Consider the following 13,831-nt stretch of genomic DNA (forward strand, 5'->3'; position numbering starts at 1 on the left):
TGCGTGTGGGCCGTTCGCGCTAGATGGTCACGCGGCCGAGCGGCTGCAGTTCGACATGGTCGCCGAGTTCCTGATACGAGTAGACCGACAGCCAGCCGAGCCGCGCCTCGATCATGCGCCGCACGTAGCGGCGAATGTCCATCGACGTGACGAGCGCGACGCCTTCGCGCGGGGTATCGCCGACGAACGACTGGATCCGGTCGATCAGGAACCCGACTTCGTCGGGCGGCAGCGCGAGGAAATTGCCGGTGGGCGTCTGCTTGATCGCCTGGCGGATGTGCTGCTCGACCGGCAGATCCAGCAGCACCGCGGGCAGTTGCCGGCTTCCCGCCGCCGCGCGATGCGCGAGAAAGCGCGCGAGGTCGCCGCGCACGTACTCGGTGAGCATCAGCATGTCCTTCTCTTTCGCGCCCCACACGACGAGACTTTCGAGAATGTTGCGCACGTTGCGAATCGAGATCTGTTCTTCGAGCAGCCGGCGCAGCACGTCGGCGATGCGCTGCGGCGGCAGCACTTTCTGCACTTCGGCGACGAGGCCCGGATACTCGGCGTTCTGCTGGTCGAGAATCCATTGCACCTCCTGGATGCCGAGAAAGAGCGACGCGTGCCGGCGCAGCATCGCCACCGACGCATGCGCGATCACCTGCTCGGCACGCCATGCGGACATCTTCGGCGGCAGCGTCTTTTCGTCGATCCACCAGGTCGGTCCCGCGCCGCCGTCGAGCCCGCGCCGTTTCTCGCCGCGCTCGGCGAGCGCCGCGAGTTCGGCGGGCATCGGTTCGTGCGTGCCCGTCAGCGCCGGGTCGGGCAGCATCACCTTGCCCGGCGGCAGTTCGATCGCGCAGTACGGCACGTCGTGCATCAGCAGTTCGCAACTGGAGGCGGGCAGCGTGTCGCACGTCCACATCGTGATGCCGGGAAACGGCAGGCCCAACACCTGTTGCAGACGGGCGCGCTCCGCTTCGAACGAACGCTCGAGCGCCGCGCTCGACAGGCGCGCGACGAGGTCCGGCGAAATCCGCACGCCGAGCGGGCAGGCGAACTGCGGCGCGCGCGTGAGGATCGCGGGCGTGTCGGCTTTCGAGCCGGCGCGTTGCATCGCGCTGACGGCCTCGCCCGCGTGCGAGGTCGCGGCCGGCTGACGTTTGCCCAGCCGATAGCCGGAGAACGCGAGAATCGCGGCGAGCAGCAGGAACAGCATCGACGGAAAGCCGGGCACGGCGGCGAAGCCGAGCAGCAGCAGGCTCGCGAAGTAGAGGGCGCGCGCGCTGGCCGACAACTGCCGGCCGATCTCGTCGCCGAGCGAGAGCGGCCGCGCGTCGCGCTCGTCGGACACGCGCGTGATCATCACGCCCGCGGCGACGGAAAGCAGCAGCGACGGAATCTGCGAGACCATCGCGTCGCCGACCGACAGGATCGAGAAGCGGTTGGCGGCTTCGCCCGCGCTCATGTCGTGATACGCGATGCCGACCGCGATGCCGGCGATGATGTTGATCAGCGTGATGATGAGGCCGGCCACCGCGTCGCCCTTGACGAACTTCATCGCGCCGTCCATGCCGCCGTGCAACTGGCTCTCGACCGCGAGCGTCGCGCGCTTGCGGCGCGCTTCTTCGGGCGAGAGCAGATTCGCGCGCAAGTCGGCGTCGATGCTCATCTGCTTGCCGGGCAACGCGTCGAGGGTGAAGCGCGCGCCGACTTCGGCGACCCGTTCCGAACCCTTCGCGATCACGATGAACTGCACGGTCGTGATGATCACGAACACCACCATGCCGACCACCAGATTGCCGCCCACCACCAGTTCGCCGAAACTCTCGATGATGTTGCCCGCGTCGGCGTGAAGCAGGATCGACTTGGTCGACGCGATGTTCAGCGACAGGCGGTACAGCGTGGTGAACAGCAGCAGCGAGGGAAACACCGAGAGCGATACGACGTTCGGCACGTACATGGTCACCATCAGCAGCGTGACGCTGATCGTGATGTTGATGGCGAGCAGTAAATCGATGAGAAACGGCGGCAGCGGCAGGATCATCAGCGAGATGATCGCGACCACCAGCATCGCGATGCCGATCTCACCGCCTGCCGGTAGCTTAAGTGCCTTGAACATCGCGATTCTCCATGTCGGCGCGCTGCTTGTCGCGGCCGTCGCCGTCGTCACGCCGCGCGCCGATCGCATCGACCCAGCGCAGGATCGCGGCGACGGTCTCGAACAGTTCGTCGGGAATCGGCTCGTCGACGCCGACCTTGTAGAGCGCGCGCGCCACCGGCGGATTGCCGATGATCGGCACGTTCGCCTCGCGGGCGAAGCGCCGCAGTTGCGCGGCGCTTTCGTCCATGCCGCGCGCGATCACGAGCGGCAGCGGATGTTCGTCGGGCGCATAGCGGATCGCGACCGCGTAATGCGTGGGATTGACGATCAGCGCGTTGGCGAAGCCGACCCGCTGCTGCGGCGCCGCCGTGGTCGCGAATTCGCGCGCGAGCTTGCGGCGTTCCGCCTTGATCTTCGGATCGCCGTCCATCTGCTTGCGCTCGCGCTTCACCTCGACCTTGGACATCCGCATCTTGCGCATGAAAAGCGCGCGCTGAAGCTTGACGTCCACCACGCCGATCACGACGAACACCGCGGCCGCGACGATGAAGAGCTTCACCAGCAACGCCCAGAACAGCTTCGACAGTTCCGGCAGCGGCTGATACAGCGAGCCGACGATGAGCGGCAGCATCCAGCGGATCGTCACCCACATCACGACGCCGATCACGGCCGCCTTGATCATCATCTTGGCGAGGTCGATCAGCGTGCGCCACGAGAAGATCCGCTTGACGCCCTCGATCGGGCTCGCGTGGTTCAGGTCGGGCACGACCGGCTTGGTCGCGACCTGGAAGCCGACCTGCGGAAGCAGTGCGGCGATCGCCGCCAGCGCCGCCGCGCCGGCGCACGGCACGACGATGACGAGCGCCTCCTTGCCTAGCTCGAAGAGCCGGCCGAACATCAGCGGCTCGTCGTGACGGCCGGGCACGAAATCGAGCGCGGTGATCACGATCGCGCGCAACGCGCCGGCGAAGCTCGCCGACGCGAGCGCGAGCAGACCGATCACCACGGCCATCGTCGCCGCCTCGACCAGATCGGTGCTTTTCGATATCTGGCCGTCCTTGCGGGCGTCGCGCAGCCGTTTGTCGGTAGGCTGTTCGGTCTTCTGTTCGCTCATGGAGGTCCGGTCTGTTGGCCGGGTGCGCGAGGCCGTGCCGTGTCGCGGATTGGCGCACTCGAAGCCTGACGGTAGCGGGGCCGGCGGCGTAGCGCGCAACCGATGCGAAGCCCGCATGCGGCAAGCGAAGCGACGCCGCGCGGCTCGCGCGGCGCTTTCCGCTTCGCTTCCTGCTTCTCTCCCTGCTTGGCTTCCTGCTTCGCGCGAACTGTGTTCTCTTCGCGTCGCGCGGTTGGCCGGCGGTGCGAAGCCGGTATCCTGGGCGCATCGCTCTCGCATGGAGCGGGCCGGGGCTGGACGTCGTTCGTGCCGCAGCGGTTCGCGACGTATCCATCGACATGTTCATCCGCAGGAGTCTTGCGCCATGAGTACCGTCACGCCGAACTACCTCAACTGCAGCCAGGCCATCGTGGGCGGTCTGATCGATAGCCTGTCCTGCGCGCTGCTCAACAATTTCCCGACGCTCGAAGCCGATCCCTACGACATCGAACTGGTGCTCGACGCGTTGCGCCTGCTGCGCCCGCAGGTGGCGGAGCTGGACACGATGGAAGCGGTGCTGTACATGCAGCGCGGCCATTGGGACGACGCGATCCGCGTGTTCTCGCGCGTGATCGAGGAGGCGCCGCATTTCTCGTATGCGAAGGCGCTGCTCGCCTTCTGTCTGTCCGTCAAGGGCGACACCGGCTGGCAGCAATGGGCGAGCGCGGCGCTGGCGCAGAATCCCGACCGCGACACGCGCCAGCTAGTGCGCGCGCTGTCGGCGCGCGAGGATCTGCGCGAGGCGATCCGCACCTACCGCAACGGCGGGACCTTCGAGGTGCCGCTCTCCATCGCGACCTTGAACGACGAACTGCCCGACGAATCCGCGGAACCCGTGGCGGCGCCCGCGGCCACCGCCGCCGCGCAGAACGACGTCGTCGGGCAGCAGGGCTACCTGCGCATCTGAGCACGACCCGCCGAAGCCGGCGGGCATCGAACGATGAGAGGCTGAACATGACACTTCCCGTCACGAGCAAACAATTCGAGGCCGCATTGCAGGCCGCCACCTCCATGCCGGCCACGCAGCCCGGCGCGGACCCGGCGTTGCAGCAGGCCGGCGAGCGCTTCGCCTCGATGATGCAGAACCCGCGCATGGCCGCGCCGGTCCACGGCGACGACATGAACACCAATGTCATCGCGAAGATGGCGGTCACGCAGGACGCGGAGTTGCAGCAGTCGGTGAACGACGTGGTCGCGTTGTCGAGCCAGGCGGGCAACATGTCGTTGCCCGAGATGACCGCCGCCGCGATGAAGACGACGCTCGAACTGGCGACCACCCAGCTCGACATGCAGGCCAAGATGGGCGTCGTCAACTCGTCCAAATCGTCGATCGAAACCCTGATGAAGAACCAGTAGGCCATGCGCGCACAGAGTGTCTTCGTCACGGGCCGCGCGCTGCGGACCGGCGCATGTTGCGCCGCGCTGGCCGTCTGCGTGCTGCTCGCCGGGTGCAACAAGGAGCTGTACCGCAACCTGACCGAACAGGACGCGAACGAGATGGTCGTGGCGCTGCTCGAACAGGGCATCGACGCGTCCAAGGCGACCGCCGACGCCGGCAAGACGTGGATGCTCGAAGTCGACGGCAACCAGATGGTGCGCGCAATGCAGGTGCTGCGCGAGCGCGGCCTGCCGCACAGCCGCTACGACGATCTCGGCAGCCTGTTCAAGCGCGACGGCCTCGTGTCGACGCCGACCGAGGAGCGCGTGCGCTTCATCTACGGCTTGTCGCAGGAACTGTCGTCGACGCTGTCGAAGATCGATGGCGTGATCGTCGCGCGCGTGCAGATCGTCTTGCCGAACAACGATCCGCTCGCGCAGCAGATCAAGCCGTCCTCGGCGTCGGTGTTCATCAAGTACCGGCCGGATTCGGATGCGAGCGCGCTGGTGCCGCAGATCAAGACGCTGGTGATGCATAGCGTCGAAGGGCTCACCTACGACGCGGTGAGCGTGACCACCGTGCCCGCCGATCCGGTCGATCTGTCGAAGCCGTCGCAGATGCATGCGGCGGCGCCGCTGCCGATTCTCGTGGCCGCCGCGCTCGTGCTGGTGGCCGGCGCGGCGAGCCTGTTCCTCTGGCTCAAACGCGGCCTGCCCGTGAGCAGCGCGGCGAGCCGGCTTCGTCCGCGGATTAGCGCGTGGCTCGCCAGGCTGCGGCGGCCGAAATCGTCATCGGCGACATGACGGCGCCGTCGACGTCGTTTCCGTTCGCGCGCGCCGCGGCGGCGCTCGGCGCCTATGAGCGCAATGCGCGCGAAGCGGCGCGCTGGGCGCATCCGTCGTGGTTCGCAGCGGCGCTCGACCTGCCGGCCGGCGCGTCGGGCGCGTCGCTCGACGGACTGCGCGGCGCGCTCGCGACCGCGCACGGCGCATGTGTCGCCGCCTGCTCGCGCGCGCTGCTGCGCGCGACCAACGTGAACGCGCCCGGCTTCGACACGTTGCGCGCGCCGAATCTTGCCGTGCTCGACGCCTTGCCGGTGGAGGCCGGCGTGCGCGTGCTGCGCATGCGCGCGCTGCTGCTGCGGCGCGCGGACGTGCGCAAGCTGATCGACAAACGCAGCCGTCAGCGCCTCGCGCAATGGGTCGGCGTGCCGCTCGAACGGTTGACGGCGTCAGGCGCGGCGGGCCCGGCGAATGCGCCCGATGTGGCGCGCCTCGTCTCGCGCGGACAGTTGCCCGCGCTCGAAGAGGTCGACGCGGACACACTCGCGTATGAAGGCTACGCGCTGCTCGCCCGCGACACGCCGGCCGCCGCCAGGCCGTGCCCGCTATTGCGGCTGGCCTTGCCGCACGCGTTGCCGGATGCGGCGTGGCTGCGCGCGAGCGGGCGCGAACTCGACGCGGCCGGCACGGCGCAACTGGTCGCGCGGCTTCCCGAACTGCTTCCGGAGTGGGCATGGTTATTTGGCTGAGGTCGGACCGGATGCTGCCCGAGGCGGCGAGCGCGCACGTCGGCGCGCATCAGGACGTGGTGCCGCGCGCCGCGTTCGGCGCGTTGATGGAAATCGGCGACGGCTACGAGCAGCTCGCCGCGGATCGCGAGGCGATCCTCGCCGCCGCGCGCGACGAAGCCGCGGCGATCGTCGCGGCGGCGCACGACGAAGCGGCGGGCGTACTCGCGGATGCGCGCGACGAATACGACCGCGCGGCCGAGCGCGGCTACCGCGACGGCGAGCAACGCGCGCTCGCCGACTGGGTCGAGCGCCTCGGCGAAGCGGGCGCGGATCAGCGCCGCGCGCAGTTGAAGATGCGCGAGCGCATTGCCGGCATCGTGACCGTTGCCGTCGAGCAGATCGTGAAGGTGCAGCAGTCCGACCAGTTGTTCGAGCGCGCGCTGTCGGCGGTGGACCGGATCGTCGAAGGCGCGACGTGGCTGCGGGTCGTCGTCAGTCCCGTCGATTACGACAAGGCCTGCATCGCGTTCGAGCGGCTGTCCGCGCGCTGGCGCGAATCGGGCCGGCCTTTCCCGCTCTCCGTGGTCGCCGATAAGCGGCTGGAGCCGGGCAGTTGCCTGTGCGAATCGGATTTCGGCGCGATCGACGCGAGCCTCGCCACGCAGATGCGCGCGATGCGGCTCGCGGTGTCGCGCGCGCTCAAGCAGTCGGCGAATGAACTGGAGGCCGCCGCCGATGCGTTCGCGCCGCACAGCGAGATCGACGACAACGCCAACGACAACCCCGACGAAAACCCCGCCGACGCATTCGCCGATTCCGGCACGGCCTGAATCACCCATGAGCCACCCATGAACCACCCATGAGCGACGCACGAACGACATGAGCGCCCGATGAACATGACGCGCGACCTCCCCGTGTCCGATGCGGACTCCGGCTCCGACGACGAGCCGCATTCGCTCTTCGACGTCGAACAGTTCGCCGACGCGATCGAACACGAGATCCTGTCGACCTCCAGCATCGCGCGCACCGGCAAGGTGCTGGAAGTCATCGGCACGCTCGTCAAGGTGGCCGGGCTCGACGTGACGCTCGGCGAACTGTGCGAGTTGCGCGCCGCGAACGGCGAACTGCTGCAACATGCCGAGGTGATCGGTTTCACGCGCGATGTCGCGCTGCTCTCGCCGTTCTCGCGGCTCGCCGACATTTCGCGCTCGACGCGGGTGGTGGGCCTCGGACGCTCGCTGTCGGTGCCGGTCGGCGATGCGTTGCTCGGCCGCGTGATCGACAGCCTCGGTCAGCCGATCGACGGGCTCGGGCCGATCGACACCGATGAGGAACGGCCGGTGTTCGCGAGTCCGCCTTCGCCGATGAGCCGGCGCATGATCGATACGCCGCTGGCGACGGGCGTGCGCGTCGTGGACGGCATGATGACGCTCGCCGAGGGACAGCGGATGGGCATCTTCGCGCCGGCCGGGGTCGGCAAGAGCACGCTGCTCGGCATGTTCGCGCGCGGCGCGCAGTGCGACGTGACCGTGATCGCGCTGATCGGCGAGCGGGGCCGCGAAGTGCGCGAGTTCGTCGAGCTGATTCTCGGGCGGCAAGGCATGGAGCGCTCGATCGTGGTGTGCGCGACGTCCGACCGCTCGTCGATCGAACGCGCGAAGGCCGCGTATGTCGCCACCGCGATCGCCGAACACTTCCGCGATCAAGGCCAGCGCGTGCTGCTGATGATGGATTCGCTGACCCGCTTCGCGCGCGCGCAGCGCGAGATCGGTCTCGCCGCCGGCGAGCCGCCGGCGCGGCGCGGCTTTCCGCCGTCGATCTTCGCCGAGCTGCCGCGCCTGCTCGAACGCGCGGGCATGGGGGAGCACGGCTCCATCACGGCGCTCTACACGGTGCTCGCGGAGGACGAATCCGCCAACGATCCGATCGCCGAGGAAGTGCGCGGCATCATCGACGGCCACATGATCCTCTCGCGCGAGATCGCCGCGAAGAATCAGTACCCGGCGATCGACGTGCTGGCGAGCCTGTCGCGCGTGATGCCGCAGGTCATGACGCCCGACTACGTGCAGGCGGCCGCCCGGCTGCGCGAACTGATGGCGAAGCATCGCGAGGTCGAAATGCTGTTGCAGATCGGCGAGTATCAGCCGGGCGGCAATCCGCTCGCCGATGAAGCCATCCGCAAGATCGACGCGATCCGCGCGTTCTTCTCGCAGGCGACGCACGAGTTCGCGGCGCCGCAGGATACCGAGGCGCGTCTGTTCGAACTGGCGCGAGGCTGACGCGATGAGCGCGGCCCCGAACCCGGACACCACGCGGCGGCGCGTCGCCGCGCTCGGCCATACCGTCAGCCGGCGCGGCCGGCTCGACACGCGGCTGCAGGCGGCGTTGACGGCGCGGCGCGACGCACATGCGCAAGCCGTCGCCCGGCATGACGCGCAACGCGAGCGCGTCGAACTCGCAGGCGACGAACTGCGCGCCTATCGCGAGCGCGTCGCGCGGATGATGAGCGGCGGCAGCGCATTCCAGCTTGCCGACCTCAACGCGACGATGCGTTACGCGGACGTGGTCGCCGCGCGCGTGCAGCAATTGGAAAGCGAACTGGCCGCGCTCGAGACGGCGATGCGCGCCGCGGCCGAAGAACTGGCCGCGGCGGCGCGCGCGCTCGCCAACAACCGCGGGCGGATGGATCTGTGCCGCGAGCGCATCGACACGCTGCGGCGCTCGCTCGACCAGCATGCCGCCGACGAGGCCGATGAAGACGCCGAGGAAACCGCGCTCGCGCGCCTGCGGTTGATGCCGCGGCCCGCGTGACCGCGCGGCGTCCGCTGTTCACCGTTCGCTCATCGTTAGCTCATTGTTCAATCGCCGCTAGTCATCCGAATGTACGAATCCCTCACCACGCTGCCGCAACTCGGCACCACGCTGATTCAGTCGCTGACCGTGCTCGGCGTGTGTTCGGTGCGGCTCTTCGTGATCCTGTATCTGTTCCCGCCGACCGCTGACGGCATCCTGCAAGGGGTGGTGCGCAACGGCATCGTCATGCTGTTCAGTTCGTTCATCGCGTATGGACAGCCGGCGTCGCTGTTCACGTCGCTCTCCGGCACGACGCTGGTGGTGATCGGTCTGCGCGAGGCGGGGATCGGCTTGCTGCTGGGTTTCGCGGCCTCGACCGTGTTCTGGGTCGCGGAGAGCGCGGGCACCTACGTCGACGACCTGACCGGCTACAACAACGTGCAGATCACGAACCCGATGCGCGAGGAGCAGTCGACGCCGACCGGCACGCTGCTCGCCCAGGTGGCGAGCGTCGCGTTCTGGACCTTCGGCGGCATGACCTTTCTGCTCGGCGCGCTGTACGAGTCGTATCACTGGTGGCCGTTGACGGCGAGCACGCCGGTGCCGGCCAACGTGCTGGAAAGCTTCGCCTTGCAGCAGACCGACTCGTTGATGCAGACCACCGCGAAGCTCGCGGCGCCGATGATGCTGATGCTGCTGCTGGTCGATTTCGCGTTCGGTTTCGCGGCGAAGTCCGCGCAAAAGCTCGATCTGATGACGCTGAGCCAGCCGGTGAAGGGCGCGCTGACGGTGCTGATGCTCGCGCTGTTCGTCGGCATTTTCGTCGATCAGGTGCGCGATCAGCTCGTGCTGTCGAACCTCGGCGACCAGTTGCGCACGATCGCCGGCGTCACGAAGAAGTAGCCTGCCGCTGCTGCCGTCGCCGCGGATGCGCCGGCCAGGCCGGTAAAAAGCCGCGTCCGTTGAAAACAGCCGGGCCCGAAACCTCAACACTTCTCAAATGACGGCCAACCGTCAGATTTGTTGAGAATGTGCGGCATGCGCCTGGATACATTTGGCATCGCCGGCACCGGTTGCATGGCGTTCGGCGCGCGCCGCGCCGTCTGTGAAACGCGGCGCCGGGCCCGCACCGCTCCGTATCGTTTCGCGGCCTCCCGAGCCGCGGCTAACCCTTGACCAACGTGAAACCCATGAAGAAGAAACGGCTCATGCGCGCTGTCCGGCTGGCGGCGTCTCTCGCGATCGCATTGCCCGCTTTGTTGGGCGTGCGCGCCGAAGCGGCGGCGATTCACTGGCGCAGTTCCGTCGTTCATGTCTCGGCCGAAGGGCAGGACGTGAAGGACGTGCTGCGCGACTTCACGGCGGGGCAGGGCGTGCCGGCGACCATTTCCGGCGACGTGCACGGCACCGTGAGCGGCCGCTTCGACATGCCGCCGCAACGCTTTCTCGATACGCTTGCGTCGACCTTCGGCTTCGTGTGGTTCTACGACGGCAGCGTGCTGTCGATCAGCGATGTGAACACCGTGACGCGGCGCGTGATCAAACTCGATCACGCGAGCGCGGCGGATCTGCGTTCGGCGCTCAGCCAGTTGCGCGTCGAGAATCCGCGCTTTCCGGTGACCTGGGACGAGAGCCAGGGCACCGCGCTCGTTAGCGGACCGCAGCCGTACGTGCAACTGGTCGCGGAAATCGCGCGCCGTCTCGACGAGAATGCGGCGCAACGCTCGGGCTCGTCGATTCGCGTGTTCCAGTTGCGTCACGCGTGGGCCGCCGATCACAACGTGGAGATCGACGGCAAGACCGTCACGGTCTCCGGCGTGGCGAACGTGCTGTCGAGCATGTATCACCCGCGCAGCCAGTCGCGCGACAACGCGTCCGGCTACGACGCGGCGACCAGCCGCATCGCGAAGGAACCGACGATGCGCCGCCTGCAGCCGATGCGCGACGTCACCGGCAGCATGGACGGCGGCGGCTTCCAGAACAGCGGCGTGAACCCGCCGTTGCCCGCGGGCATGACGGCGAACGGCGGCGTCACGCCGGGCATCGGCGGGCTGTTGAACGGCATGGCGGCGGGCGGCGCGTCGGGCATGCAGAACGTCGGCAACTCAGCCGGCAATTCGGGCGGCAATGACGACTCCGCCGACACGACCGTCTCCGGCAGCCAGTCGCTGCCGGTGATCGAAGCCGATCCGCGCACGAACTCCGTGCTGATCCGCGATCTGCCGCAGCGGCTGCCGCAGTACCAGACCCTGATCGACCAGCTCGACGTCAGGCCGCGCCTGATCGAGATCGAAGCGCACATCATCGAAATCGACGACAACGCGCTCAAGCAGATCGGCGTCGACTGGCGCGCGCACAACAGCCACGTCGATTTTCAGACCGGCAACGGCACGACGCAGCAGAACGGCTACAACGGCAACATCGATCCGATCTTCGGCACGCAGACGCTCGCCGACGGCACGACCGTAATCAGCACCACGCCGGTCGGCGGCTCGCTGACGGCGGTGCTCGGCAGCGCGGGCCGCTATCTGCTCGCGCGCGTGAACGCGTTGCAGCAGAGCAATCTCGCGAAGATCGACGCGAGCCCGAAGGTCGCGACGCTCAACAACGTCGAAGCGGTGATGGACCAGAAAACGCGCTTCTTCGTGCGCGTGTCGGGCTACACGTCGGCGGATCTGTATAGCGTGTCGACCGGCGTATCGCTGCGCGTGCTGCCGCTCGTCGTCGAGGACAACGGCAAGACGAGCATCAAGCTGAACGTGCACATCGAGGACGGCTCGGTGACCTCGCAGCAGGTCGACAACATTCCGGTGATCACGACGAGCACGATCAACACCGAGTCGTTCGTGGGCCAGGGCGAGAGCCTGCTGATCGCGGGCTACCGGGTCGATACGGCGACCAACGGCGAAACCGGCGTGCCGGGTCTGTCGAAGATTCCGCTGCTCGGCGCGTTGTTCCGTTATCGCGCCGACGAGCGCAGCCACATGGAACGCCTGTTCCTGCTGTCGCCGCGCATCATCGAGTTTTGAGCGGTGTGGTGGCGTGGCGGTGTGCAAGCGCGGCGCGGTTTTTTCGTGTCGCGCTTGCATGTCGCCTGGTTGCGCGTGTGCCGCGGCGGTGTGCCGGGGCGCAGGTCGGATTGCAAGCCGCGCGATTGCAAGCTCAAGTCGCCGGTGTCGCGCGGCGGTATGCCGGGGCGCGGGCCGGACTTTTCGTGCTTGATCGCAAGCTCAAGTGCCGCCGCGCGTGCGCATGCCGGGGAACGCGTCCCACAGCGTGTAGGGCACCTTCGTGACCACGCTCGACGAGGCCGAGAAGACGCCCGCCGAATCGCTCCACGACGGCGCATTGCGTGCGACGACGCTGTCCGCGGCATGCACCTCCGCGCGCGGTGGGGGCGCATCGGGGGCGCGGGTGGTGCAGGGCATCGATTCGAGGCAGGCTAGCGCCGCCTCCGCGCGTTCGGCTGTCGCCATCCGTTCGAATGCGGGGCCTGCGTGAGCGGCTGTCGCCATCGGTTCGAATGCGGTATTCGCGTGAGCAACTTCGGTTTCGGTTTCGGTTTCGGCTTCAGTTTCTTCCAGCGGCGCGTCCGTCATCTCGGCAATCTCGATCCGGTAACCGTGCGCATACAGCGTGCGCAAATGCACGCCCCACGGACCATTGAGTTCGAGCTTCTTGCGCAGCTTGTAGATGTGCTGCTCCAGCGTGCGTCCGATGATGTCCTCCGAACTGCTCCAGACCGCGCCGGCGATCTGGCGACGGCTCACATACTCGCCGGGATGCGAGAACAGCAACCATGCGATCGCGAATTCGCGCGACGTGAGCCGCACCGCCTTGCCGTTCACGTGCACCGTGCACGTGCGGCGATCGAGCCGGTAGAGGCCGCATTCCAGCCGGTCGCCGCTGTCCGCGGCCTGTAGTTGCACGCGCAGCAGCGCCAGATGCACGCGCAGCGTCAACTCGCGCGAATCGACCGGCGACAGGACGACGTCGTCGGCGCCGGCGTCGAACAAACGCGCGATGCCGGCACGGTCGTGGCCGCCGCCGACCACGATCAACGGCGCACGGCGATCCGAGTAGCACGCGCGTCGCGCGAGCACCGGCCGCAGCGGACTGATACCGGTATCCGCGTCAATCAGGATCGCGCTGTATTCGTCGCGATAGATGGCGCGTGCGAAGGCGACGTCGTCGGCGAAACGGTGACAGACGGCGCCATCGGCTTCAAAACAGCGGCAGATCAACCCGAACAGTGTTGCGCTTCTGGTCATCACTGCAAGTTTCATTTTTCCTCCGTGCGATACGATGCGCCCGGGCGACTCGTGAGCGGCGGGCGGACGTTCTTCATGGAACCGGTCTTCGACGCGATGCGCACCGCTCGTTATGCGTTACGCAATGCGAGTGATTCGACAGTAGAGGGAGCCGCGCATCAAGGATGTAACGTATTGTTTCTCTTGAGCGGCCCCATTTGCCGGCGGCAAAGATCAATCACGAAAAGGCGATTTTGCGTTCGCCTGTTTTTCGTAGTTCGGCACTCGCCAGGGGCGGATATTTTCGAGTGTCAGTAAAGCCGATCGCCTGCCAGGGATGCGAACCTTACAAACAAGAAGGTTGGCAGTCGGCGGGAAAGGCCGTGTTTGCAAGGCACAGGCACTAAACCTTACAGGGATGTAATTTAAACGTAAGTTTTAAGCCGCGTTTCCGGGCACCCGTTCGCGTCTATTTTTCATGGCCCGTTGCCGATAGGCGAAAGCCTGTCGCAATTCAGTATCGCGCCTTGCGTTTTATCCGTCGTCGTCCAATGCGAAGCAATAGACAATTCGGCGCTATTTGCCGATATGAGTATTGTTGAGCGTATTGCCGGGCGGATTTCCTTAGTATCGGCACGGAATGCGGCTGCGTACCGAA

At 67.2% G+C, this 13,831-nt stretch carries 12 protein-coding genes; 9 read left to right on the plus strand and 3 right to left on the minus strand.

The genetic code is table 11. The features are described 5' to 3' along the window. Positions 1–19: 19 nt before the first annotated feature. On the minus strand, positions 20–2,104 hold the full coding sequence (sctV, locus tag ACTJLC_RS16225; protein WP_073428339.1) for a type III secretion system export apparatus subunit SctV: 2,085 nt from the start codon (positions 2,102–2,104) through the stop codon (positions 20–22). Continuing rightward, positions 2,088–3,200: a type III secretion system export apparatus subunit SctU gene (gene sctU / locus ACTJLC_RS16230; RefSeq protein ID WP_310120545.1), complete on the minus strand. Its 1,113-nt coding sequence runs from the start codon at positions 3,198–3,200 to the stop codon at positions 2,088–2,090. The genes sctV and sctU overlap by 17 nt, the downstream gene beginning before the upstream one ends. A 364-nt stretch (positions 3,201–3,564) precedes the next feature. On the opposite strand from sctU, the gene ACTJLC_RS16235 reads away from it, so the two are divergent. From ACTJLC_RS16235 to sctC, 9 genes are all read left to right on the plus strand, one after another. Beyond that, a complete protein-coding gene (locus tag ACTJLC_RS16235; RefSeq protein WP_310120543.1) occupies positions 3,565–4,146 on the plus strand; it encodes an HrpB1 family type III secretion system apparatus protein in 582 nt (193 codons plus the stop codon). A 47-nt stretch (positions 4,147–4,193) separates the two neighbouring features. After that, complete coding sequence (locus ACTJLC_RS16240) at positions 4,194–4,595, plus strand: type III secretion protein HrpB2 (protein WP_154873301.1); 402 nt, start codon at positions 4,194–4,196, stop codon at positions 4,593–4,595. 3 nt (positions 4,596–4,598) lie between these two features. After that, positions 4,599–5,420: a type III secretion system inner membrane ring lipoprotein SctJ gene (sctJ, locus tag ACTJLC_RS16245; RefSeq protein ID WP_310133132.1), complete on the plus strand. Its 822-nt coding sequence runs from the start codon at positions 4,599–4,601 to the stop codon at positions 5,418–5,420. Continuing rightward, entirely contained in the window at positions 5,375–6,148 is a 774-nt protein-coding gene (locus tag ACTJLC_RS16250) for a type III secretion protein HrpB4 (RefSeq protein WP_310133134.1), read from the plus strand. Before sctJ ends, ACTJLC_RS16250 begins: the two co-directional genes overlap by 46 nt. After that, positions 6,133–6,960, plus strand: coding sequence for a type III secretion system stator protein SctL (gene sctL, locus ACTJLC_RS16255; protein WP_310133136.1), 828 nt, complete (start codon positions 6,133–6,135; stop codon positions 6,958–6,960). Before ACTJLC_RS16250 ends, sctL begins: the two co-directional genes overlap by 16 nt. A gap of 66 nt (positions 6,961–7,026) precedes the next feature. Beyond that, positions 7,027–8,409, plus strand: coding sequence for a type III secretion system ATPase SctN (sctN, locus tag ACTJLC_RS16260; protein ID WP_310133210.1), 1,383 nt, complete (start codon positions 7,027–7,029; stop codon positions 8,407–8,409). Positions 8,410–8,413: 4 nt separating this feature from the next. Next, positions 8,414–8,941: a type III secretion protein gene (locus tag ACTJLC_RS16265; RefSeq protein WP_310133138.1), complete on the plus strand. Its 528-nt coding sequence runs from the start codon at positions 8,414–8,416 to the stop codon at positions 8,939–8,941. Positions 8,942–9,010: 69 nt separating this feature from the next. Continuing rightward, complete coding sequence (gene sctT / locus ACTJLC_RS16270; RefSeq protein ID WP_073428333.1) at positions 9,011–9,826, plus strand: type III secretion system export apparatus subunit SctT; 816 nt, start codon at positions 9,011–9,013, stop codon at positions 9,824–9,826. A gap of 287 nt (positions 9,827–10,113) precedes the next feature. Beyond that, positions 10,114–11,952, plus strand: a complete 1,839-nt coding sequence (gene sctC, locus ACTJLC_RS16275; protein ID WP_154873305.1) for a type III secretion system outer membrane ring subunit SctC — start codon at positions 10,114–10,116, stop codon at positions 11,950–11,952. A gap of 201 nt (positions 11,953–12,153) precedes the next feature. On the opposite strand, the gene ACTJLC_RS16280 is transcribed toward sctC, so the two are convergent. Continuing rightward, positions 12,154–13,209: a response regulator transcription factor gene (locus ACTJLC_RS16280; RefSeq protein ID WP_310133141.1), complete on the minus strand. Its 1,056-nt coding sequence runs from the start codon at positions 13,207–13,209 to the stop codon at positions 12,154–12,156. Between the last annotated feature and the right edge of the window lie 622 nt (positions 13,210–13,831).

The organism is Paraburkholderia sp. 22099 (assembly GCF_052045835.1).
GTDB classification, from domain to species: domain Bacteria; phylum Pseudomonadota; class Gammaproteobacteria; order Burkholderiales; family Burkholderiaceae; genus Paraburkholderia; species Paraburkholderia terricola.